This is a genomic window from Methylobacterium fujisawaense, assembly GCF_014138435.1.
Taxonomy (GTDB): Bacteria; Pseudomonadota; Alphaproteobacteria; order Rhizobiales; family Beijerinckiaceae; genus Methylobacterium; species Methylobacterium fujisawaense.
Genome location: NZ_JACJIM010000002.1, coordinates 185,871 through 208,158 on the forward strand (window position 1 = coordinate 185,871; position 22,288 = coordinate 208,158).

The following is a 22,288-nucleotide window of genomic DNA, read 5'->3' on the forward strand; positions in this document are numbered from 1 at the left end:
CCATGCCGCTGATCCTCGAGACCATCGTCACGACCCTGTCCCCGGCGGGCGAACTGCACCTCGTTCCGTTCGGACTGATCGGCGAGGATGACGGCTACGCCCTCGCGCCGTTCCGGCCGTCGCCGACCATCGCCAATCTGGAGGCCAACCCCTGCTTCGCGGCCTCGAGCCCCCGCGACATCCGGGTGATCGCCGGCGCGGTGACCGGCCGACGCGAATGGCCGACGCTGCCCTGCACGGCGATCGAGGGCCGCCGCCTCGCCGACAGTTTCGGCCACGCGGAGTTCGCCGTCGCCGCCGTCGAGGCCCACGAGACGCGGCCGCGCTTCCGCGGCCGCATGGTCCACAGCGCCGCGCACGCGCCGTTCATCGGCTATAACCGCGCGCAGGCCGCCGTCCTCGAAGGCGCCATTCTTTCGACCCGGCTCCACATGTTGGAGCCCGATAAGGTGTTGACGGAGATGGCCTACCTCGCCATCGCCATCGGCAAGACCGCTGGGCCGCGCGAGCGCGAGGCCTGGGGTTGGATCGAGGACAAGGTCGCGGCGGCGCTCGGCCCCGAGGCGCGCGTTCTCGATCGCGACGACCGCTGAGGGCGGGAGGAGAAGGACAAGATGAAGAAAATCACCCTGGCCCTGGCGGCCACGGCAGCCCTAGTGGCGGCTACCGCGCAGGCCCACGGCCCAACCCGGCGCAAGATCACCGAGTCGATCGAGATCAATGCCCCCGCCGACAAGGTCTGGGCCGTGCTCGGCGATATGAAGAATTCCGACTGGATGCAGAACGTCACCAAGACGGAGCTCAACGGCGATCCGGCCGGCAAGTTCAAGCGTGTCCTGACCCTGAAGAACGGCGATCAGATCCAGGAGACCAGCAACAAGTACAAGCCCGATGACAAGCTGTTCTCCTATTACATCGACAAGGTCGACGTGAAGGATCTTCCGGCGAACGACTACTCGGCGACGATCACGGTCGAGCCCGAGGGCAACGCCAAGTCGAAGGTCGAGTGGAAGGCGGCCTTCTATCGCGGCTACATGAACAACGATCCGCCGCCGGATCTGAACGACGAGGCTTCCGAGAAGGGCGTCGGCGACTGGATCAAGGCGAGCCTCGCCAACCTGAAGGCCAAGGTCGAGAAGGGCTCGTGAGCCTGTCTCGGGGCCGCGCGGCCCTCGTCGCCGGCCTCGTTCTCATCGCAACCGCCTCCCGAGCCGAACCGGCCCGGGAGGCCATCGTCACCGCGCAGCTCGGCGGCGCGATCGAGATCGTCGATCTGGCCACCCGGACGGTGGTGCGCCGCATCCCCGTCGACGGGGCCCCGGCCGGGATCGCCCTGTCGCCCGATCGCCGGCGCGCCTACGTCACGCGTCCGGAGGGGCACGGTCTCGCGATCCTCGATCTCGATGCCGGCCGCGTCCTCGCCGAGGTGCCGCTGCCCGGCGGGCCGCTCGGCGTCGCGGCCGACCCGCGGGGCGGCACCGTCTACGTGGCCGACTGGTACGGGCACCGTCTGTTCGTGCTGACCGAGCGCGACGGTACGCTGGTCCCGGACGGCGAGATCGCGGTCGGCGCCTCGCCCTCGGGAATCGCCGTCAGCCCCGATGGCGGAACGCTCTATGTCGCCAACCGCGAGGCCGACACGGTCTCCGTCGTGGATACAGCGACCCGACGGGAGAGCTCCGTCATTCCCGTGGGGCAGCATCCGTTCGGCATCACCCTCGATGCCGCGGCCGGGCGCGCCTACACGGCCAATGTCACCGGGGACGACGTCTCGGTTCTGGACCTGAAGACCGGGCGCGAGATCGGCCGCGTGCCGACCGGCCGCCGGCCTTACGTGATCGCCCTCGCCGGCGGGCGCGGCTTCGTCACCGACCAATATGCCGGCAGCGTCACGGCGTTCGACCTCGCCACGCTGAAGCCGATCGCCGACGTCGATGTCGGCGATCATCCGGAAGGGATCGCCGCGGATTCGGACGGCCGCCTCTACGTGGCCAATTGGGGCGACAACACCCTGAGCGTCCTCGATTCCAAGACGCTCAAGGTGCTGGCGACCATCCCCACCGGCAACGGCCCGCGCTCGTTCGGCGCCTTCCTGCGCTGAGGCTCAGCCCGTGCGGCGGTGCGGCGCCCGGCGGTAGGCCGCCCGGGCCATCACCAGCGCGCCGCCGATTTGCAGGAGGCCGGTCTCGCCGAGATCCGAGGGCGCGAAATGCGCCTGGATCAGCAGCCGCGTCAGCGCGTTCAGCGCGAGCAATGTCAGGCAGAAGGCTGCAGCGGCCAGCAGGCTGGCGACGAACTCGGGCATGATCGCGCTCCCGTGTCGAACGGGAGGAGATTAGCAAGCCCCGCGCCAGGGCCAAGCTGCCGGAACCGCCGATCTCAGCGCTTGCGGCCTGCGGGCGCGGATGCCGGCGTCCCCGCCTGCGCGGCCGGCGTGGGCCGGGGCGTCTCGACGGCGAGCCGCTTCACCGGCCAGCCGTCGCTCCAGCGCTCCATGTCGGCCAAGCGCGGATTGTTCTTCAGCGCCGTCGCATCCGACCCGGCGAAGGCCGCGGCGGCGGCGAGGTCGAAGGTCTTCCAGAAACCGAGATAGTCCAGGGCATCGACCCGGGCGAGATTGATCTGCGAGACCAGCGTCTGCTGCTCGCCGGTCAAGGCCATGTCGGCGGACCAGCGGAACGGCGGCGGCTTGGTCGACTCCTTCGGCGCATCCTTGGGCTCCGGCGCGGGCTTGATGTTGCCCCCGTCATAGGCGCTGTCGACGCCCGCAGGGGCGGCCAGCGTCGCCGTAAGGGCCGGGAAGCCATGATCGTCCGAAAGGACCCGCACGAACAACTTGCGGTCCAGCGGCACGCCGCTGGCCTCGCGCAGGAGACGCTTCGCCGCGAGGTCGGCAGCCCGCGTGTCCTTGTCGCCGACCATGGCCACGAGGAGCGTGGATGGGTCGATCGCCGCCAGGTCGGTCAGCGCGATACCTCTGGATTTCGGCCCGCTGGCGATACCGCCGGGCGTCGCCGCAAAGATCAGCTTCGGAACCGGCAGGCCCTGCGCCTTCGCGGCCGCTGCGAGATCCATGGCGAGCGGCGCGCCGGCGAGATGGCCGATCATCGCGACGCGGCCGAGATCGGGCTTGGCCTCGCTCTCCGTCGCAAGTTCGGCAAGCGCGGCCTTGACCAAGCCTTCCGCGATGGCCGGGGCATCGGCCGGTCGCGTCCGGTTGACCTCCTGAAACCGGGGGAACAGGACGAGCCAGCCCTGGCGGGCGAGATGGTCGATCCAGCCGCCATAGCTCTGCGGATTGACCGCCCCCCACCCGTGCAGGACGATGGCGACGGGCCGTCCCGCCTCCGGCGCAGCGCCCGCGGCGTAGAACGCATAGGTGGAGGGCGTGCCGCGCCCGAGCAGCCGCTTGGTGATCGTGGCCTTGCGGTCACCCGCACCCCCCGCCCCATTGGCAGGCTGGGCGGGCGGCGTCGCCGCCTGGACGGATGCGAGGCCGGCCAGGGTCATGATCGCGGCGGCAGTCAGCGATCCGCGAAGAACTGTGAGACGCATCAGGGACTCGACTGAGAGACGCTTGGCGTCGGCAGGTCAGAATGCGCTGAATAGCAGATTCTCTCGCCTTGGCGACTCATCGCCTCAGTCTTCCGCCAAGCTTCGGCGGTCGAGCCTCAGGACAGCATGCACCGCGTCATATCCGGACGGTCGAGCCGCCGCACGATCGCTGCCATCTCCGCCGGAATGTCGTGCTCCGCTGCGCCGTAGACGCTGAGCAGCCCCTCGCGGACCGTATCGAGAAGGACGGACTCGACCGTATCCCGGGCGCCGGGCCGGCGCAGGGAATCGGCGTGGTTGATTGCAACGATCTTCATGGCGGTGCCGCGGGTCAAGTGTACTGCGCACGTCCGGGGGCTGCTGCTCCGGAGTGGCGTACAACTGTGTGGCCGCCTCAGGTTTCCAGTCCGGTGGGGATTATTTTGCCGCCCGGTCCGATAACGGACGGTCCGGGCTCGGTGGACGGCCGGCCGGCGGCCTGTTCCACCCAGGCGAGGATGTCTTCGGCGCGCCAGGGCTTCGGGATGAACGTCGCCGAGACGCGCAGGTCGCTCGGCTGGTCGCCGGCATCGCCGGAGGTGAGGAGGACCCGCACGCGCGGCCAGGTCACGCCGATGATCCGCGCCAGTTCGAAACCGCCGATCGGCCCGGGAGTCCGGACGTCCGAGAACACCACGCTGACCTCGTCCGCGCGATCATTGAGAATGGCCAGGGCGCGATCGGCGGTCTCGGCTTCGATGACCGTGAAGCCCGTATCCTCCAGCAGCGTGGCCGCGAGGAAGCGCTCGTCGGGCTGGTCTTCCACGACGAGGATCACGGGCTTCTGGCCAGGCTGTACCGATTCGCTCATGGGCCAGGACACTCTACAGGGGCTGAACGGCGGTCGCTTCGATCGGTTCAACGCCCGAACGCCGCGAAGGGCCACACCCGCGCGGGCACAGATCCTCCTTTGATCCTTGCACAATTGAGAAATTGAGGCCGTGTCTTGGGCAACACAGCCAACGCAGAACGCGTTCGCTCGACCGTCGATGACGTCTTTTCAGCCGACACCGTGTGACTTCAGGAAAGCCAGAGCGCGTGTCCAGCCATCCTCGGCAGCCTCCCGCCGGTAGCTCGGACGGTAATCCGCGTGGAAGCCGTGCGGCGCATCCGGATAAACCACGATCTCGACGCTTTTGCCCGCCGCCAGAGCACGATCGCGCGCCTCTTCCACGGCCTTCACCGGGATACCGGTATCGGCTCCCCCATACAGGCCGAGCAGCGGAGCATGGATCTCGGCGGCCACGTCGCCGGCGGTGCGCGGCTGAATGTCGGTGCGTTCGCCGCCGACAGGCCCGTACCAAGCGACCGCCGCCTTCAGGTCGCGACGATGCGCCGCGTACAGCCAGACGTCACGTCCACCCCGGCACCAGCCCATGACGCCGAGCCGGTTCGGATCACCCTTCGCCGCCGAAGCCGCCCAGGCGGCCGCCGCATCGAGGTCGCCGATCCACTGCGCGTCCGGCGTCTTCGCGATGACGTCCCGGATGATCTGCTTGGGATCCGACATGGTCGAGAGATCGCCCTGGCGGGCGTAGAGTTCGGGCGCCACCGCGCAGTAGCCGGCCTTCGCGAGCCGGCGGCAGATGTCCTTGATATAATCGTGGACGCCGAAGATCTCCTCGATCACCAGAACGATCGGGAAGGGGCCGGTGCCCTCCGGAACCGCCCGATAGGCCGGCATCGGCCCGTCTGCGGCCGGAATCTTGACCTCGCCGGCCTCGATGCCGGTCGGGTCCGTGTGGATCACCTGAGCTTCCACGCGGGTGGTCGCGAGGGTCAAGCCACTCATCAGGCTCGTCATCACGAAGCCTCGCCGGGACAAGGGCGGCGTGATCAGCCCGTCGAGTCCAGCCCGGTCGTGATCCGCCATGATGCTCTCTCCCTTGCTTCAAGGATGAGGGCTATCCGCGTGCGGCGGCCCGGGTCAAATCATCCGCCCGCCGCTGGTCCGTCACGCCCCTGCGGCAGCCAGGGCCCGCGCCGGCCGGCGCACGGTTACCCGGATCGGTTCAAGCGTCTCGCGCGGCGTCAGCATCTCACCCAGGCTGACGAAGGTGTCGGCGGCCGGTGCGACCACCGCGCGGATGCCGTAGCCCAGTGCGAAGGACCGGATCAGCTCGGCGTCGCGCGCAATGCCGAAGCGGTCGAGGGCCGCCAGGAAGGCTTCCCGGAACAGGCTCGGCCGGCACCAGCGCTTCTCGGCCATCTGCAGCGGCCAGTCCCACAAGCCCTCGGCCCGGCGCATGGCCAGGGCGCCGCGCGCGATGAAATAGCCGGTCTCCCGGTGCTCGATCCCGTCCGTCTGGACCGACCAGTCGTCATTGCCGAACAGTTCGGCCGCGGCTGCGTTGCCCATCGGGTCCTCCGCCCTGAACCTGCCTTCCGGCGCACCGGAACATTGCCGGAACACTGGCGCGGAATTCGGCGGCGGTCAAGGCACTTGTTCCCGGTGCGTTCGCGGGCCGGGATGGACGTCAGCGGGCCTTGAACATGGCGTGCTCGATCCGGTCGCCCGGCGCGATCCCGAGCTTCGCCGCGGTTCCCGCATTCAGTTCCAGGACCGCGAGGACGGGGCCGCCCGAAGCGATGATCGCGGTGGAGAGCGGCTCGGTATCGGCCGCGATCCGGCTGATCGTCCCGTCGGCGCGGATGAAGACCATGTCGAGAGGCAGATAGGTGTTCTTCATCCACATGGTTACGGGCTGGTCCTGCTCGAAATCGAACAGCATGCCGTGGTCCCCCGCCATGTGCCGACGGAACATCAGGCCCCGGGCGCGGGCGGCGTCATCGCGCATCACCTCGACGTCGAAGCGCTTGGGTCCGGATTTCGTGATGATCGTCAGCGGCTCCGACTTGACCGCAGCGGCGCGCGCCGCAGCCTGCGCCCGAGCAGCCGGGGCCGGGCCGACCGCGCTCACGGCGAGACAGGCTAGTGCGGCCGCCGAGGCGGCGCGGAATATGGATCTCACAGGCTCAAGCCTCTCGAGGAATGGCGCGCGGTCCCGCGCGGTGCCGGCGCCGGTGTTAGACCAGGATGTGCGACAGGGGAATCCGGCGCCGGATTTCCGCCGATGCGCCAAGCCTATGGCGCAGGCGGCGCGCCGCCGGGAGGGCGCAAACTAATGCGAGGCGGGCATCGCCCCGTCGATCAGCCGGACCTCGGCCGCCATGACGCCCTTCGAGCCGTCGCCATAGCGGACGAGAACGGACTCCCCGGGCTTCAGCTCGGCGATCCCGTAGCGCCGCAACGTCTCCATGTGCACGAAGATGTCAGGCGTGCCGTCGCCCCGCGTGAGGAAGCCGAACCCGCGCAGGCGGTTGAACCACTTCACGACGGCCGTTTCCAATCCGCTGGTCGGCGTCACGGTGACGTGGGTGCGCGGCATGGGCATCTCGGACGGATGCACCGCCGTGGCCTGATCGAGGGAGATCACCCGGAACGCCTGCCAGCCCCGTGGGCGCTCGACGGCTTCCACGACGATGCGTGCGCCCTCGCTCGCGGCCTGATACCCGTCGCGACGCAGACAGGTCACGTGCAGCAGGATGTCCGGCGCGCCGTCGTCGGGCACGATGAAGCCGAAGCCCTTCGAGACGTCGAACCACTTGATGCGCCCCGCCACCTCGACGAGATCGAGAGCCTCGTCCTCGTACTGACCCTGTTCGCCGGTTCGGGCGACCGGCAACCGTTCGGGGTTCTCCGGCCCGGATCCGCGTTCGTCAGACATGGCCGAGCAACCTACACCGAATCACGCCGCGCGCTCTCCCGGCAAGATTAACGAAGTCCTGATGGCCGGGAAGCCCATTTGGCCGTCTGATGAGCCCCGCGAAGTTGCAATCTTGGCGCACGGAGGCGGGGCCGCAACAGTCGATCGGTCGCAGCTCCCGGGGAAAACGGGGTTTAAGCGCCGGGGCCGCCGAAGGGTTTTTCCGATCCCCCGCTGCGGACCGTCGCCGCACATTCGCGCGCCCACCGCCTTCACGTTTCCGAGAGCCTTCGCGCCTGCGTCACGGTGGGCCGAGGCGACCCGAGCCGGTTCCGGTGGAAAGGGCGGCGCCGACATGGTTTGGGAGCACCATCATGTCCGTTGACGTCACCCTCGACCGCCCCGTCTCCGCATCACCGGCTGCGCAGCGCCGATGGCCGGTCATCGACGCCGCCCGGGCCGCAGCCCTGGCGGCGATGGCGAGCTACCACACGGTCTGGGATCTCGGCCATCTGCGGCTGACGGCGGAGAATTACGCGCTGACCCCGTTGGGCCGGCACGCCGCCGAGGCGATCGCCGGAAGCTTCCTGCTTCTGGTCGGCGTCGGGCTCGTGCTGATGAACGGCCGGGGCGTCCGGGTCCGGCCGACCCTGCTGCGGTTCGCGCGGATCGGCGGGGCGGCGCTGCTCGTGACCCTCGGCACCTGGGTCATGTTCCCGGACGCCTTCGTGTTCTTCGGCGTGCTCCACTGCATCGCCGTCTCGAGCCTGCTCGGGCTGCCGTTCCTGTTCCTGCCGGTGCCCGTCACGGCCGTTGCGGCCGCCGCTTTCCTCGCCGCACCGCATGTCGTGCACGCGCCCATCTTCGACGCCGCGGCCCTGTCCTTTCTCGGCCTGGGCTCGGTCGTGCCACGGACGAACGATTACGTGCCGCTCTTCCCCTGGTTCGGGCTGGTTCTGGCCGGGATCGTCCTGGGTCGTCTGGCGCTGCCGAAGCTTGCCCGTTCGCGCCTCGGGGCCTGGGCTCCACGCACGCGCCTGGGGCGCGCCGCCACCTTCGCGGGCCGCCACAGCCTCGCGATCTACCTCATCCACCAGCCCGTCCTGCTGGCCCTGCTGACCGGTGTCGTCACGGTGATCGGCGCCAATCCACGTGCCGGGCTGCAAGCGTTCCGCGCCGATTACGTGACGATCTGCACCCGCACGGGCGGCGAGCCGGCGCTCTGCCGCATCGCCGCGCGCTGCACGTCGGAGGCGCTGCTCCGCGAGGATCTGTTCCGGGAGGATGGACGCCCCTTCAGCGGGACGGAGCGCCTGCGCGCGCAGGGGCTCTCGCAGGCCTGCTACGCCACCCTGGACGCGGCCGCGCGGGCCGCGCCTTGAGCCCGGCGCCGGACCGCCCGGGCCCGGCGACCGGCGAGGACCGGATCAGTCCTTGGCGCGCTCGACGTAGGAACCGTCGGCCGTCATGACGACGACGCGGGTGCCGGCCGCGATATGGGGCGGCACGGTCGTGCGCACGCCGTTCGACAGGGTCGCGGGCTTGTAGGACGAGGAGGCGGTCTGACCCTTGAGGACCGGCTCGGTCTCGGCGACTTCCAGGGTCACGCGCTGCGGCAGCTCGATCGTCAGCGGGACGCCGTTATGGACCGAGAGCATCACCGCCATGCCCTCCTGGAGATACGGGGCGGCATCGCCCACCACGTCCTCCGGCACGGCGATCTGCTCGTAATTCTCGGGGTTCATGAAGTGGAACCCCTCTCCATCGCTGTACAGGAAGGTGTGCTCGCGATCCTCCACGAAGGCGCGCTCGACCTGCTCGGTCGTCCGGTAGCGCTCGGACACCTTCACGCCGTCGGTGATCCGCCGCATGTCGAGCTGGGTCACCGGCGTGCCCTTGCCGGGGTGGATGTTCTCGGCGAACAGGATCACGTAGAGCTTGCCATCCTTCTCGACGACATTGCCCTTACGGAGCGTTGAGGCGATCACCTTCACGGAATTGCGTCCTGCATTGACATGGGGGCCGGCACGCGCCAAGCGCGGGCGCTGCATCTCGGACCCCGCCACTATCGCATCTGCGCCGCGGTTGCCAGCGGGCGGGCGTGAACCGTCGATGGCACACAGCCTCGGCCGCGGCGCGTCTCCGCGGTCCGGAGCCAGTCAGGGCCGAGGATTGAGAGTGCTCGAGAACGCGACGCCGTACGGTCGGAGCCGGCCGGACTCGCTCCGTAGCGGACGCGGAGGCCGGTCGTGACGGGCGCGGCCTCCCCCTGGTGGTCAGCCGGCCGCCACGCCGACCGGCGCCCGGCGCTGCTCCTGCGCAACCGCATCCTCGCGGCGTTCCGCGCATGGTTCTCCGACCGCGACTTCATCGAGGCCGAGGCCGCCTGCCTCCAGGTCTCGCCCGGCAACGAAGCGCATCTGTCGGCCTTCGCCACGGAGGCGATCGGCGCCAGCGGTGCCCGCACGCCCCTCTACCTTCACACCTCACCGGAGTTTGCCTGCAAGAAGCTTCTGGCCGCGGGCGAGACGCGGCTGTTCAGCGTCGCCCGCGTGTTCCGCAACCGCGAGCGCGGGCCGCTGCACCATCCCGAGTTCACCATGCTCGAATGGTATCGGGCCGGCGCCGCCTACACGGCGCTGATGGCGGATTGCGCCGCGCTGCTCGCCTGCGCGGCCGAGACCGCGGGCGCCCGTCGTCTCGTCTTCCGCGGCCGGGAGACGGATCCCTTCGCGGAACCGGAGCGCCTGACCCTGGCGGAGGCCTTCGACCGCTTCGCCGGGATCGACCTCCTGTCCAGCGTCACGCCGAGCGGTGCGACCGATCGGGATGCCTTGGCCGCCGCCGTCGCCGGGGCCGGGCTCCGGGTCGTCCCGGACGACACCTGGGCCGACCTGTTCTCCCGCGTCCTCGTCGCGCGGATCGAGCCGCATCTCGGCCTCGGCCGCCCGACCATCCTGTGCGAATACCCCATCAGCGAGGCCGCCCTCGCCCGTCCGGCGCCGCACGATCCGCGCGTGGCCGAGCGCTTCGAGCTCTACGCCTGCGGCATCGAACTCGCCAACGCCTTCGGCGAGCTCACCGACCCGGAGGAGCAGCGCCGCCGGTTCGAGGCGGAGATGGCCGAGAAGCAGCGCGTCTACGGCGAGCGCTACCCGATCGACGACGACTTCCTCGCGGCGCTCGCCGTCATGCCGGAGGCGTCCGGGATCGCCCTGGGCTTCGACCGCTTGGCGATGCTGGCCTGCGGGGCAACCCGGATCGAGGACGTGATCTGGACACCCGTGGCGGAGACGCGGCCATGAACCGGGCCCTGCGCAGCGCGGACGACCTTCTCTCCGCCGGCCTGATCTCCGGGGCGGAGGCCGAGGCCCTCGGCGCCGTCCTCGCACGCTACGCCGTCTCGGTGACGCCCGACATGGCCGAACTGATCGACCCGCAGGATCCCGACGATCCGATCGGCCGCCAGTTCGTCCCCCGGGCCGAGGAGGCCGTGGCGACGCCGGAGGAGCGCGCCGACCCGATCGGCGACGCCGCCCACGCCCCCGTGACCGGGATCGTGCATCGCTATCCCGACCGCGTGCTGCTGAAGCCGCTCCATGTCTGCCCGGTCTATTGTCGCTTCTGCTTCCGCCGGGAGATGGTCGGACCCGACGGGCTCGGGACGCTCACCGACGCCGAGCTCGACACCGCCCTCGCTTACATCGCGCAGGATCCGCGGATCTGGGAGGTGGTGCTCACCGGCGGCGACCCGTTCGCGCTCTCGCCGCGCCGCCTCGGCGTCATCGCGGAGCGCCTCGCCGCCATCCCGCATGTCCGGGTGATGCGGGTCCATACCCGCGTGCCCGTGGTGAAACCCGATCTCGTCTCCGATGCGCTCGTCCAGGCGCTCAAGCGCTTCGGGCGGGCGGTCTTCGTCGCCATCCACGCCAACCATCCGCGGGAATTCACCGCCGCTGCCAGCGCCGCCTGCGCCCGGTTGGTCGATGCGGGCATCCCCCTGGTGAGCCAGTCGGTGCTCCTGCGCGGCGTCAACGACGAGGCCGCGACCCTCGAGGCGCTGATGCGAGTTCTCGTCGAGAACCGGATCAAGCCCTACTACCTCCATCATGGCGATCTGGCCCCCGGAACGGGCCATCTCCGCACGGGTGTGCCCGAGGGGCAGGAGCTGATGCGCGCCCTGCGCGGCCGCCTCTCGGGCCTCGCCCAGCCGACCTATGTGCTCGACATTCCCGGCGGGCACGGCAAGGTGCCGATCGGCCCCGGCTACCTCCGCGAGACGGGGGACGGGGTCCGCGTGACCGATCCGAACGGGCAGGATCATGCCTACCCGCCCAAGGTGTGACGGAGACTCTTCGACCATGCGCAGGCTTTGGGGCCGCCTCACCTCGGTTAACGTGCAGAAGGCCGTATGGGGGCTCGACGAGGCCGGCCTGCCCTACGAGCGGGTCGCGGCCGGCGGTGCCCACGGGGTCGTCAACGATCCCGGCTACCGCACCTTGAACCCGAACGGTCTCGTCCCGACGCTGGAGGAGGACGGCTTTGTCCTCTGGGAATCCAACGCGATCCTGCGCTATCTCGCGGCGACCAGTCCGGCCCTGGCCTTGCCGGCGGATCCGCGGGCGCGCGCCCACGTGGAGCAATGGGTCGATTGGCAGGCCACGAGCTTCACGCCCGCCATGCGCGACGCGTTCTGGCAGCTCTACCGGGCGGCCGCGCCCGACCGTGCCCTGATCGCCGCCTCGCTGGAGAAGAGCGAGGCCATGGCCGCGATCCTCGACCGCCATCTCGCGGAGCGGACCTACATGGTCGGCGAGGGCTTCAGCATCGCCGACATCGCCCTCGGCTGCGCGGCGCATCGCTGGCTGAACCTGCCGGCCGAGCGGATCGGGCGCCCGGCGCTGCACCGCTGGTACGAGCGCGTGGCCGCCCGGCCCGGCGCCGCCCGCGCCCTGGGCGAGCCCATCGCCTGACGGCATCCTCGGACTTGCCGGCGCGCCGGCGCGATCCACCTTTCCCGACCGCGCCGCCCGGACCGGGGCCGGCCTTTCACGGAGCCCCCGATGGCCATCGATCCGACCCTGCGCGATGCGCTCTCCGCCGTCACCCCGGCGAGCCTCGCCCGCGCCTTGACGCGGGCCGGCGTGAAGGCCTTCACCCCGCACGGCCTCTCGGCGCGCGGCAGCGGCGCCGTCGTCGGCCCCGCCTACACGATGCGGATGATTCCAGCCCGTGACGATGCCGCCGGCGACCTCGCCGCCGCCATCGACGCCGTGCCGGACGGCGCGGTCGTGGTGATCGATGCCGCCGCGTCCGGCCTGGCCCTGCCGTTCGGGGCGATATTGGCCGCGCGGCTCGCCCAGCGGGGCGCCGTCGGCCTCGTGACCGACGCGGCCCTGCCGGACGAGATCGGCATCCCGGCCTGGAGCCGGCCGGCAGCCGCCGGGGGCACCCTCGCCCTGGTCGGCACGCAGGAGCGGGTGGCCTGCGGAGGGGCGGCGATCCATCCGGGCGACATCCTCGTGTGCGAATCCACCGGAATCGTCGCCGTGCCGGCCGCGATCGCAGAGCGCGTCGCCCTCGAAGCCGTGGAGCAGCAGCGTCTCGATCTCTGGATCCAGCGCGAGGTGGAGCGGGGCGCCACGCTCGCGAGCCTGCTTCCGCCGGATGCCGCCGCCCTGGCCCGGTTCGAATCCGAGACGAAGCCGGCTTGAGATCCGTGTTTTTCCCTGCTTCGAAGCTGATCTTCTTCCTGATCACGCCCTCCAATTTCTGCATCTTCGCCATCCTGGTCGGCCTCGGCCTGACGGCGATGACGCGGTGGCGCAGAACCGGGTTCGGATGCGCGCTCTTCGGCGCGCTGCTGCTCGCCGCAGGCGGCCTGTCGCCGGTGTCGGAAATGGTCCTGCTGCCCCTCGAGCAGCGGTTCCCGCCCTATCCGGCCGACGGTCCGGCACCGGCGGGGATCATCGTGCTGGGGGGCGGGATCGAGGCCGGCCTCTCGGAAGCGCGGGATCAGATCGTCGTCAACGATGCCGGCGAGCGACCGATCTACCTCGCCGACCTCGCCCGCCGCTTTCCCGGGGCGCGGCTGGTCTTCTCCGGCGGCAGCGGCTTCATCGCCGGCGGCATCGCGGAGGCCGACATCGTCAGTCGGCAGGCGGATGTGATCGGCGTGCCGCGGACGCGCCTCATCCTGGAGAACCGCTCACGCAACACGCAGGAGAACGCCGCCTTCTCGGCCGCTCTGGTGCAGCCGAAGCCCGGCGAGCGCTGGCTGCTCGTCACCTCGGCCTGGCACATGCCGCGGGCGATCGGCTGCTTCCGCCAAGCGGGCTTCACGGTGGACGCCTTCCCGGTGGATTACCGGACCCGCGGCTGGGGTGACGTGACCCGTGTCCACGGCTTCGCCTCGGACGGGCTCCTCCAGTTCGACCTCGCGATCAAGGAGTGGATCGGCCTCGCCGTCTACCGCTGGTCCGGCTACACGCCCGACTGGCTTCCCGCGCCCGAGCCCGGCAACGACAGCCGGTAGACGCCCCGGAAATCGTCCGGATCGACGGCCTTTCCCTTTCGCAGGATCGCGATGCGCCCGGCATGGGCGAGCCGCACCGCGATCCGTCGCACGGGCTGCATCAGTGGCCCCCAGCCATCCGGATGCGGACCGCCGAGGGCGCGGGCGACTTCCGAGGGGCAGACGGTCTTGTCGGCGCCGCGCTCGGTCACGAGGCGCAGCATCGTCGTCTCGATGGCGTCGTCGTCGGGTCGTGCGTCGGTCATGTGCGTGCCTCCTCGGCGGGCGACAGGAGCGGAGCGTCGAGCGGCCCCTCGTGCGGTCCCTCCCCGGCTTCCAGAAGCGCCTTGCGGATCTCCGAGGCGAATTGGCGGCGCCACATGATGATCACCACGGCGGTCGTCGAGACGAACAGGATGTAGGGGCTGATGAACCAGCCCAGATAGGCGAGCGCGAAGAAGAACGCCCGCTGTCCGCGGGCGAAGTGACGCCCGGCGCTGACGTTCATGGCCGCGAGCCGCCGCACGGCCCGCAGCATCTCGGTGTCGCTCGCGCCGGATCCCTTCGGCGGCACGGCGCCGAGCAGGATGGCCGTGTAGTTGAACAGCCTGTAGGCCCAGGCGAACTTGAAGAAGGCGTAGACGAAGATCAGTGCGAGGCCGGCGACCTTCAACTCCCAGGTCAGGCGGTTGGCCACCGTCCCGAAGGGAAGCGTCGCGAACAGGTTCAGGACATCGTCCCCGGACCGCGACAGGGTGAGGACGGAGCCCAGGGCGATCAGTGACGTCGAGGCGAAGAAGGCCGTGCCGTTCTGCAGGGAGGCGTTGATCTGCGTATCGACCACCCGGTTGTCGCGGCCGATGACCTGGCGCGCCCAGTTGGCCCGGTGGCCGTTCATGATCTGGCTGAGGGAGACCATCCGTCCGCGCAGCCGGCCCACGGAGAGGCCGTAGGCGACCCAGGCGACGATGAAGTAGAGGAGCGCCCCGAGGTCGAGGTGCGAGAAGGCGGCGCTGCCGGCGGAGAGGTCGTTCATGGTCTCCGGATGGCGGATTCGCGAGGGGGCGATCCCGCATATCAGCCCGCGGGCGCGTACTGAACCCGCGCCGCCGAGGTCAGTCGCGCAGGATCCGGAATCCGCCGCCGGGCGGCACGTCGCCGCCGGCACGCACGGCCACGTTGGTCACGCGCGCACCGGCGGGACCCGACCGGCACAGGGCCTCCATCGCCGCCACGGCCTCCGGTGGGCCGCTGAACACCGCCTCGACCGTGCCGTCGTCGCGGTTGTGCACGGAACCCGAGAGGCCCCGGGCGCGGGCTTCCGCCTGCGTCCAGGCCCGGTAGGAGACGCCCTGGACGCGGCCCGTGACGATGACTGAAATCGTCCGGGTCTCGCTCATGCAGGCGCCGTTTCGTCTGACTGGGCCCGCGCCGGGCGACGCGGGCCGGGATGGCCTTACTCGGCCGCGATCGGGCGACGGACGCCGGCACCCAGGGCCGGGCTCCGCGTCGCACCGGTGCGGACATGGGTGGAGTAGAGCATCAGGCCCGTGAAGGCGATGCCGCCCACGATGTTTCCGATCAGCGTCGGGATCTCGTTCCAGAGCAGGTAGTCCATCACCGTCAGGTGGCCGCCCATGAGGATCGCCGACGGGAACAGGAACATGTTCACCACCGAGTGCTCGAAGGTCATGAAGAAGAACACCGTGATGGGCATCCACATCGCGATGACCTTGCCGGGCACCGAGGTCGACAGCATGGCGCCGATGACGCCGGTGGAGACCATCCAGTTGCACAGCATGGCGCGGACGAAGAGGGTCAGCATCCCGGCGGCGCCGTACTTCTCGTAGCCGAGGGTGCGCGCCTCGCCGATGCCGGCGATGAGCTTGCCCACGGCGTTCGGCTCGGTGGCGAAGCCGAAGGTGAAGACGATCGACATCAACACCGCGGTGGTGAGCGCGCCCGCGAAGTTGCCGAAGAAGACCAGCACCCAGTTGCGGGCGACGCCGGCGACGGTGACGCCCGGCCGCTTGTCGATCAGGGCGAGCGGGGTCAGCACGCAGACGCCGGTGAACAGGTCGTAGCCGAGCAGGTACAGCATCGAGAAGCCGACCGGGAACAGCAGCGCCGCGACCAGAGGCTGACCGGTCGCCTGGTTGACGGTCACCGCAAAGGCGGCGGCGAGCGCCAGGATCGCGCCGGCCATGTAGGCCCGGATGAAGGTATCCTTGGTCGCCATGAAGACCTTTGCCTCACCGGCATCGACGGCCTTCTTCACGAAATCGGCGGGCGCCAAATACGACATGTACAACTCTCCCTCGCAGGCGCACGCCAATCATCGTTGGCCGACGGGCGCGCTGCGCAATCATGGATGGCTGGCCAGGCGTGGTGCTGCCGTTCGCCCTCCAGCTCGATCGTGGGCAAGCATGTCGCGTACCAAGTGCGCGGCGCTCAGGCGGGAAGGCCGCGGGCCCAACTGCTGAGTTCCCGGAGATAGGCCGACGGCAGCTGCGCCGCGCGCGCCGCCGCGACGACGGCGTCCAGATATCCGGGCCGCGGGCGGCCAGGCGCGGTCGAGCATCCGCGATAGATCAGAGCACGCTTGACGCCCTCCCCCGTGCGGACCGGGAGCGCCGCCTTCGTGTAGAGCCCCCCGGCGACGCCCTCGTAGCGGTCGAGCGCCGGGATGTCGTCGACAGCCAACTCCCACAGGACGCCCCAGACGGTGCGTCGGGGATCGGGCACGACGGAGGCGTAGCCCTCACGCATGATGATGAAGCGGTAATTCGGCAGGTGCCCGCCACCGATCAGCCGCGAAACCGGGCAGCGGAGCGCCATCGCGGCGGCATCCATGTTGGCGCCGTAGGCGAAATAGAGGGGCATGTGGCCGCGCTTGGTCGGCCGAGCGCCCGAATTACCGTCCGGGCTTGCGCTCGTCGCGCTGGACCGACCACTCGTTCGCCCGCATGGCCGCACAGGCGAGTGCCAGCGTGAAGGCGGGGATCACGAATGTCACGAAGATCTCCCCCGAGCCCATGGTCTGATGCGCCGCAGCACGCGCCTCCCGATCCAATGTAAGCCCATCGCCGCACAAGGCCAGATCGCCGCGAAGAAAGCGGTCGCCGGCCGCAGGACGGGCGCATTGGCGATCCCGAAGCTCATGGCGGTGATCGGCGTGACGCAGCCGATCACCGCGAAGCACCGGCGCTGTTGTTCAGCGCCGTCGCCAGGAGCTTGGTCTGCGCGTCGTGAACCGCCGTCGCGACGGCGGATGCGACGCGCCTGCCGCGATCAGGCGAATTCCAGGATCACCGCGTCGACGGCGAGGCTGTCGCCCTCCTTGGCGTGGATCTTCGCCACCGTGGCGTCGCGCTCGGCGCGGAGCATGTTCTCCATCTTCATCGCCTCGACGACCGCGATCGGCTCACCGTTCTTTACCTCCTGGCCCTCGGTGACCAGGATCTGCTTCACGAGTCCGGGCATCGGGCAGAGCACCTGCTTGCCCGAGCCCGCCTGCTCCTTCACCGGCATCAGGGCGGCGAGCTCCGCCTCGCGGCGGGTATAGACCCGGCCCTCGGCGGCCGCGCCCGCATGCTGCAGGAACACGCCGTTGAGCAGGCTGCGCACCTGGATCGCCACGCGCTCGGAGCCGATCGTGCCGATCCAGACCGGCTCGCCCGGGCGCCACGCGCTCGCCACCGTGAGCGCCGTGCCGTCGTCCCGGGTCACGAGGATATCCTCGCCCTCCGGCTCGACGGTCACGGGATAGGATTGGCCGGCCAGGATCACCACGCGCTCGCGCTCGAAGGCGAAGAGGCCCGGGGCGCGCATCTGCCCGGAGATGCCGCGCTTGCGCTGGTTGAGCTTGTGGTCAATCGCCGCCGCGGCGGCCATCATGCGGATGGCCACCGGCCCGGCCGGCTCCGGCGCCGTGAAGCCTTCGGGAAATTCCTCGGCGATGAAGCCTGTGGACAGCCGCCCCTCCTGCCAGCGCGGATGGGCCATCAGCGCCGAGAGGAACGGGATGTTGTGGCGGATGCCGTCGATGGCGAAGGCGTCGAGGGCCTCACCCTGCGCGGCGATCGCCTCGGCGCGCGTCGGCGCCCAGGTGACCAGCTTCGCGATCATCGGATCGTAGTGGATGGCGATCTCGCCGCCCTCCTCCACGCCGGTATCGTTGCGCACGATCGCCGTGCCCTGCCGGCCCTCCTCCGGCGGACGGTAGGTGGTCAGCCGGCCGATCGAGGGGAGGAAGTTGCGGGTCGGGTCCTCGGCATAGACGCGGCTCTCGACCGCCCAGCCGTTCAGCTTCACGTCGTCCTGGGTGATCGGCAGCTTCTCGCCGGCCGCGACCCGGATCATCAGCTCGACGAGGTCGAGGCCGGTGATCATCTCGGTGACCGGATGCTCGACCTGCAGACGGGTGTTCATCTCTAGGAAGTAGAAGGACTTGTCCTGCCCGGCGACGAACTCGACCGTTCCGGCCGAATCGTAGTTCACCGCCTTGGCCAGCGCGACCGCCTGCTCGCCCATCTTCCGGCGGGTCTTCTTGTCGAGGAGCGGCGACGGCGCCTCCTCGATCACCTTCTGGTTACGGCGCTGGATCGAGCACTCGCGCTCGCCGAGATAGACGACGTTGCCGTGCTTGTCGCCGATCAGCTGGATCTCGATGTGGCGCGGGTCGGTGATGAACTTCTCGATGAAGACGCGGTCGTCGCCGAAGGAGGAGGCCGCCTCCGACTTGGCGCGGGCGAAGCCCTCCGCCACCTCGTCGCCCGAATAGGCGATGCGCATGCCCTTGCCGCCGCCGCCCGCGGAGGCCTTGATCATCACCGGGTAGCCGATCTCGTCGGCGATCGTCTTGGCGTGCTCGGGTGATTCGATCACGCCGAGGAAGCCCGGAACGGTCGAGACCTCGGCGGCGGCCGCCGCCTTCTTCGACTCGATCTTGTCGCCCATGGCGGCGATGGCCCCCGGGTTGGGGCCGATGAACACGATGCCGGCGGCTTCGAGCGCCTTCGGGAAGGCCTCGCGCTCGGACAGGAAGCCGTAGCCGGGATGGACCGCCTGGGCGCCGGTCTTCTTGCAGGCCTCGACGATCTTCTCGATCACGAGATAGGATTCGGATGCGGCAGCGGGGCCGATATGGACCGCCTCGTCCGCCATGGCGACGTGCACGGCGTCGCGATCGGCATCCGAGTAGACCGCTACGGTCTTGATGCCCATCCTCCGGGCGGTCTTGATCACGCGACAGGCGATCTCGCCCCGGTTGGCAATCAGGATCTTTTCGAACATCGCTGGCGCACTGCTTTCGAGATCGCCGGATTGCGCACCGGCTTGACTGTCCCGATAGATCAGTTGCGCCGCGGACGGAAGCTGTGCGTTGCTCCGAGGCTCACGCCGCCAGGGCAAAGGTCATCCGCGGGGCCGAAACCGTGTCCCGGGCGCGGCGGTTGGCTTCGAGGGCGAAGGCCACCAGCGATTCTGCGCTGCTCTGCGCCTCACGGACGACTTCCATGGCGATCCGGGCGCCCACCGCGCTCGGGCCGTCGCGGCCGCTGAGCGAGGCGGCCAGCCAGGCGGCGACGTCGCGGTCGATGTAGCCCGTCGGGCGCGAGCCCCACACGGCGAAGTCGACGACCGAGGCCACCAGGAAGTCGGCGAAGGCGTCGGAGCCGATCACGGCCCGCTCGAGGGCGATCAGCAGGTCGGCGTCCTCGCGGTTCATGAGGCCTTCCGGAAGAACCTCGCGCTTCAGGACCAGCAGGTCCTCGTCGCTGATCGTGCCGGTCGAAACAGCATGGTTGCAGAACTGTTGAACGGAGATGGTGGTCATGATCGCCTGCTCCTCCGACCTTTGCTGCGGCCGGTGCTAGTCCCTGTGTGTCTTCAACTTACGGGACCGCTTCCCTTCCAGAGGTTAATGGCGAGATCTGAACGGAAGTTCAGGTAAACACCCCCCGAGCAAGCAGGCTTATTGGGACGTTGACCGGTTGCGTTACCGGACGATGACCGAGGCCCCGACGGGGACCCGGTTGTAGAGGTCGACCACGTCGATGTTGCGCATCCGGATGCACCCGGAGGAGACCGCCTGCCCGATCTTCTCGGGCTCGTTGGTGCCGTGGATCCGGTAGAGCGTGTCCCGGCCGTGATCCGACAGGTACAGGGCGCGGGCGCCAAGGGGATTCATCGGGCCGCCCTGCATGGCGTGGACGTGCGGCCAGCGCTTGATCATCTCGGCCGGGGGATTCCAGGCCGGCCATTCCGCCTTGCGGTCGATTCGGGCGGTGCCGGTCCAGCCATAGGCCTCGTCGCCCACCGACACGCCGTAGCGGATCGCCTTGCCGCCCGGCAACACGAGGTAGAGCTGCCGTTCCTTCGTCTCGACCACGATCGTGCCGGGCGATTCCCGGGTCGGATCGGCGACCTCATAGCGGGCGAAGTGCGGATCGAACTCGGCATCCGGGACCAGGGCCATGAATTCGGCATCGCGGGCCGAAAGGGCCGGATCGGGCACGCCCTTGAAGGTGCAGCCCGCCAGCAACAGCGCGCAGCCGATGACCGATGTGATGCGCATGGCTCTGCCCCGACGATCCTCGCGGCGGTGGACGGAGCCTCGATGGATTGATGATCCGGGTCCGTCCCACGGAAGAATCGCGCAACCATAAGGGGGCAACGGCACCCCGCCGTAGTCCGCGCGTTGGGCCCGTGGCACATTGCCGGCTCCTGTTGCAGGTGCGCGACAGGAGAGCATCCGGGAGCGACCCTCGTGACCACCCTGTACGTGAGCCATCCCGCCAGCTTCGATCACGAGGTCCCGGAGGGACATCCGGAACGGCCGGCCCGGATGCGCGCCGTGGAGCGGGCCCTGGAGGATGAGCGCTTCGCCGGCCTCGTGCGGGCCTCTGCACCCAAGGCTGAGATCGAGGCGGTGACGCTCGCCCATCCGCGCGCGTACGTGGACGCGCTGGTGGCTGCGGTGCCCGAGCACGGCATGGTCGGCATCGATTCCGACACGATCCTGTCGGCGGGGAGCCTGGAGGCGACGCTGCGGGCGGTGGGCGGCGGAATGCACGCCGTCGATGCCGTCGTCGGCGGCGGGTGCCGCAACGCCTTCGTGGCCATGCGCCCGCCGGGTCACCATGCCGAGCGGACCCGGTCGATGGGCTTCTGCCTGTTCAACCATGCCGCCATCGCGGCCCGCCACGCCCGCCAGAAGCACGGGGCCGAGCGGGTGGCCCTGGTGGATTGGGACGTCCATCACGGCAACGGCAGCCAGGACATCTTCTGGGACGACGCCGCGGTGCTCTACTGCTCCACCCACCAGATGCCGCTCTATCCGGGGACGGGGGCGTCGTCCGAGCGCGGCGAGAAGGACACGATCGTCAACGTGCCGCTGCGGCCCAACGACGACGGCGAGGTGTTTCGCGAAGCCTTCGAAACCGGCATCCTCCCACGCCTGGAAAGCTTCCGGCCGGACGTGATCGTGATCTCCGCCGGCTTCGACGCCCATCGGCTCGATCCGTTGGCCAATCTGCGCCTCGAAGCGGAGGATTTCGGCTGGGCGACCCGCCGGCTCATGGATGTCGCGGACCGCTGCGCCGGCGGGCGGATCGTCTCGATCCTGGAGGGCGGCTACAGTCTCGAGGGGCTCGGCAAATCGGTGGCGGCCCATGTCGACGCGTTGATGGGGCGCTGACGGCGGCGCTGCATCGCGATTGCACCCGCTCCCGCGCGCGCCATAATCTGCGCTTCGAGAGACTGCCGCCATGCTGACGCTGAGCCGGATGCCGTCGCTTGCGCGCCAGCGCGTCGACCGCACCGGCGCAGCCCGTCCGGGTTTCGGCCGATGACGCTCACGGGCTTCCTGACCTATGCGCTGGCCCTGGGCGTTGCCGCCGCTGTGCCGGGACCCGGCGTCGTCGCGCTTGTCGCGCGGGCCCTCAGCTCGGGCTTCGGCGCCGCGATGGCCTTTTCGGCCGGTCTGATCCTGGGCGACCTGACCTATCTCGCCGCCGCGATCTTCGGCCTGTCACTGATTGCGGAGGCATTCGGCGCAGTCTTCGCCGTCATCCGCTACGGCGCGGCGCTCTATCTCGCTTACTTGGCGTTCCGGCTCTGGCGCGCCGCCGGAACGGCTGTCCGGATCGCGGGCGAAGCCCGCGACCGGCCGCTGACCAGCTTCGTCGCCGGCCTGACCATCACCCTGGGCAATCCGAAGACGATCGTCTTCTACCTCGCGATCCTGCCCACGCTCGTCGATCTGCGGCGCGTGACGGCGGCCGATGTCGTCGCACTCATCCTGATCACGGCCGCGATCCTGCTGGCCGTGATGACGCCCTACGCGGCGCTGGCGGCCCGGGCGCGCGAGACCCTGCGACGGCCCGCCGTCCGCGTGCGGCTGAACCGGGGTGCCGCCGCCATCATGGCCGGCGCCGCGGTCTGGACCGTCCTGCGCCGCGCCTGAAGAGCG

At 69.8% G+C, this 22,288-nt stretch carries 28 protein-coding genes; 11 read left to right on the plus strand and 17 right to left on the minus strand.

Features of this window, described 5'->3' with window-relative positions; all coding sequences use genetic code 11:
- The first annotated feature begins 2 nt into the window (after positions 1-2).
- The 3 genes from GGQ91_RS05815 to GGQ91_RS05825 are packed head-to-tail and all read left to right on the plus strand — an operon-like array spanning position 3 to position 2,101.
- The gene (locus GGQ91_RS05815; RefSeq protein WP_182591574.1) at positions 3-593 is read left to right on the plus strand and encodes a DUF447 domain-containing protein; all 591 of its coding nucleotides are present in this window, start codon (positions 3-5) and stop codon (positions 591-593) included.
- Positions 594-614: 21 nt separating this feature from the next.
- Positions 615-1,148, plus strand: a complete 534-nt coding sequence (locus GGQ91_RS05820) for an SRPBCC family protein (RefSeq protein ID WP_043380734.1) — start codon at positions 615-617, stop codon at positions 1,146-1,148.
- Positions 1,145-2,101, plus strand: a complete 957-nt coding sequence (locus GGQ91_RS05825; protein WP_179696745.1) for a beta-propeller fold lactonase family protein — start codon at positions 1,145-1,147, stop codon at positions 2,099-2,101. Before GGQ91_RS05820 ends, GGQ91_RS05825 begins: the two co-directional genes overlap by 4 nt.
- A gap of 3 nt (positions 2,102-2,104) precedes the next feature.
- On the opposite strand, the gene GGQ91_RS05830 is transcribed toward GGQ91_RS05825, so the two are convergent.
- From GGQ91_RS05830 to GGQ91_RS05865, 8 genes are all read right to left on the minus strand, one after another.
- A complete protein-coding gene (locus GGQ91_RS05830) occupies positions 2,105-2,305 on the minus strand; it encodes a hypothetical protein (protein ID WP_043347054.1) in 201 nt (66 codons plus the stop codon).
- 74 nt (positions 2,306-2,379) lie between these two features.
- Positions 2,380-3,555, minus strand: a complete 1,176-nt coding sequence (locus GGQ91_RS05835) for an alpha/beta hydrolase (protein WP_182591575.1) — start codon at positions 3,553-3,555, stop codon at positions 2,380-2,382.
- A 116-nt stretch (positions 3,556-3,671) separates the two neighbouring features.
- Positions 3,672-3,872: a hypothetical protein gene (locus GGQ91_RS05840; RefSeq protein ID WP_043347064.1), complete on the minus strand. Its 201-nt coding sequence runs from the start codon at positions 3,870-3,872 to the stop codon at positions 3,672-3,674.
- A gap of 77 nt (positions 3,873-3,949) precedes the next feature.
- A complete protein-coding gene (locus tag GGQ91_RS05845) occupies positions 3,950-4,405 on the minus strand; it encodes a response regulator (RefSeq protein ID WP_043347066.1) in 456 nt (151 codons plus the stop codon).
- Between the two features lie 189 nt (positions 4,406-4,594).
- Entirely contained in the window at positions 4,595-5,467 is an 873-nt protein-coding gene (locus GGQ91_RS05850) for a dienelactone hydrolase family protein (protein WP_182591576.1), read from the minus strand.
- Positions 5,468-5,548: 81 nt separating this feature from the next.
- Positions 5,549-5,953 (minus strand): hypothetical protein, encoded by a 405-nt coding sequence (locus tag GGQ91_RS05855; RefSeq protein ID WP_043347060.1) that lies wholly within the window; start codon positions 5,951-5,953, stop codon positions 5,549-5,551.
- A 118-nt stretch (positions 5,954-6,071) separates the two neighbouring features.
- Entirely contained in the window at positions 6,072-6,566 is a 495-nt protein-coding gene (locus GGQ91_RS05860) for a DUF192 domain-containing protein (protein ID WP_075380365.1), read from the minus strand.
- A 150-nt stretch (positions 6,567-6,716) separates the two neighbouring features.
- Entirely contained in the window at positions 6,717-7,322 is a 606-nt protein-coding gene (locus GGQ91_RS05865; protein WP_043757891.1) for a cold-shock protein, read from the minus strand.
- Positions 7,323-7,675: 353 nt separating this feature from the next.
- On the opposite strand from GGQ91_RS05865, the gene GGQ91_RS05870 reads away from it, so the two are divergent.
- Positions 7,676-8,683, plus strand: a complete 1,008-nt coding sequence (locus tag GGQ91_RS05870; protein WP_182591577.1) for a heparan-alpha-glucosaminide N-acetyltransferase — start codon at positions 7,676-7,678, stop codon at positions 8,681-8,683.
- Positions 8,684-8,728: 45 nt separating this feature from the next.
- On the opposite strand, the gene efp is transcribed toward GGQ91_RS05870, so the two are convergent.
- A complete protein-coding gene (gene efp / locus GGQ91_RS05875) occupies positions 8,729-9,352 on the minus strand; it encodes an elongation factor P (RefSeq protein ID WP_197739341.1) in 624 nt (207 codons plus the stop codon).
- 198 nt (positions 9,353-9,550) lie between these two features.
- Here efp and epmA point away from each other — a divergent pair, with 198 nt between their 5' ends.
- The 5 genes from epmA (at position 9,551) to GGQ91_RS05900 (ending at position 13,836) form a co-directional block, all read left to right on the plus strand.
- On the plus strand, positions 9,551-10,606 hold the full coding sequence (gene epmA, locus GGQ91_RS05880; RefSeq protein WP_182591578.1) for an EF-P lysine aminoacylase EpmA: 1,056 nt from the start codon (positions 9,551-9,553) through the stop codon (positions 10,604-10,606).
- A complete protein-coding gene (locus GGQ91_RS05885; RefSeq protein WP_043757902.1) occupies positions 10,603-11,646 on the plus strand; it encodes a lysine-2,3-aminomutase-like protein in 1,044 nt (347 codons plus the stop codon). Before epmA ends, GGQ91_RS05885 begins: the two co-directional genes overlap by 4 nt.
- Positions 11,647-11,662: 16 nt before the next feature.
- Positions 11,663-12,274, plus strand: coding sequence for a glutathione S-transferase family protein (locus GGQ91_RS05890; protein WP_182591579.1), 612 nt, complete (start codon positions 11,663-11,665; stop codon positions 12,272-12,274).
- Positions 12,275-12,364: 90 nt separating this feature from the next.
- Positions 12,365-13,015, plus strand: coding sequence for an RraA family protein (locus GGQ91_RS05895; protein ID WP_043356989.1), 651 nt, complete (start codon positions 12,365-12,367; stop codon positions 13,013-13,015).
- A gap of 5 nt (positions 13,016-13,020) precedes the next feature.
- Entirely contained in the window at positions 13,021-13,836 is an 816-nt protein-coding gene (locus GGQ91_RS05900) for a YdcF family protein (RefSeq protein WP_043356991.1), read from the plus strand.
- On the opposite strand, the gene GGQ91_RS05905 is transcribed toward GGQ91_RS05900, so the two are convergent.
- From GGQ91_RS05905 to GGQ91_RS05940, 8 genes are all read right to left on the minus strand, one after another.
- Entirely contained in the window at positions 13,785-14,081 is a 297-nt protein-coding gene (locus GGQ91_RS05905) for a DUF3253 domain-containing protein (RefSeq protein WP_043356993.1), read from the minus strand. The two genes, GGQ91_RS05900 and GGQ91_RS05905, sit on opposite strands and share 52 nt — an antisense overlap.
- A complete protein-coding gene (locus GGQ91_RS05910; RefSeq protein ID WP_179696754.1) occupies positions 14,078-14,851 on the minus strand; it encodes a DUF599 domain-containing protein in 774 nt (257 codons plus the stop codon). The genes GGQ91_RS05905 and GGQ91_RS05910 overlap by 4 nt, the downstream gene beginning before the upstream one ends.
- A 79-nt stretch (positions 14,852-14,930) precedes the next feature.
- Positions 14,931-15,215 carry an acylphosphatase gene (locus GGQ91_RS05915; RefSeq protein WP_182591580.1) on the minus strand — a complete coding sequence of 95 codons (285 nt, stop codon included), beginning with the start codon at positions 15,213-15,215 and terminating at the stop codon, positions 14,931-14,933.
- 56 nt (positions 15,216-15,271) lie between these two features.
- A complete protein-coding gene (locus tag GGQ91_RS05920; RefSeq protein WP_043357000.1) occupies positions 15,272-16,120 on the minus strand; it encodes a formate/nitrite transporter family protein in 849 nt (282 codons plus the stop codon).
- A gap of 146 nt (positions 16,121-16,266) precedes the next feature.
- A complete protein-coding gene (locus GGQ91_RS05925; RefSeq protein WP_043357002.1) occupies positions 16,267-16,698 on the minus strand; it encodes a gamma-glutamylcyclotransferase family protein in 432 nt (143 codons plus the stop codon).
- Positions 16,699-17,106: 408 nt separating this feature from the next.
- The gene (locus GGQ91_RS05930) at positions 17,107-19,110 is read right to left on the minus strand and encodes an acetyl-CoA carboxylase biotin carboxylase subunit (protein WP_043380765.1); all 2,004 of its coding nucleotides are present in this window, start codon (positions 19,108-19,110) and stop codon (positions 17,107-17,109) included.
- A gap of 100 nt (positions 19,111-19,210) precedes the next feature.
- Positions 19,211-19,651, minus strand: a complete 441-nt coding sequence (locus GGQ91_RS05935; protein WP_043355628.1) for a hypothetical protein — start codon at positions 19,649-19,651, stop codon at positions 19,211-19,213.
- 162 nt (positions 19,652-19,813) lie between these two features.
- Positions 19,814-20,392 (minus strand): L,D-transpeptidase, encoded by a 579-nt coding sequence (locus GGQ91_RS05940; protein ID WP_043380766.1) that lies wholly within the window; start codon positions 20,390-20,392, stop codon positions 19,814-19,816.
- Positions 20,393-20,584: 192 nt separating this feature from the next.
- Here GGQ91_RS05940 and GGQ91_RS05945 point away from each other — a divergent pair, with 192 nt between their 5' ends.
- Both GGQ91_RS05945 and GGQ91_RS05950 read left to right on the plus strand, forming a co-directional pair.
- On the plus strand, positions 20,585-21,514 hold the full coding sequence (locus tag GGQ91_RS05945; protein WP_043380769.1) for a histone deacetylase family protein: 930 nt from the start codon (positions 20,585-20,587) through the stop codon (positions 21,512-21,514).
- Between the two features lie 150 nt (positions 21,515-21,664).
- A complete protein-coding gene (locus tag GGQ91_RS05950) occupies positions 21,665-22,282 on the plus strand; it encodes a LysE family translocator (protein ID WP_043355632.1) in 618 nt (205 codons plus the stop codon).
- Positions 22,283-22,288: the final 6 nt, after the last annotated feature.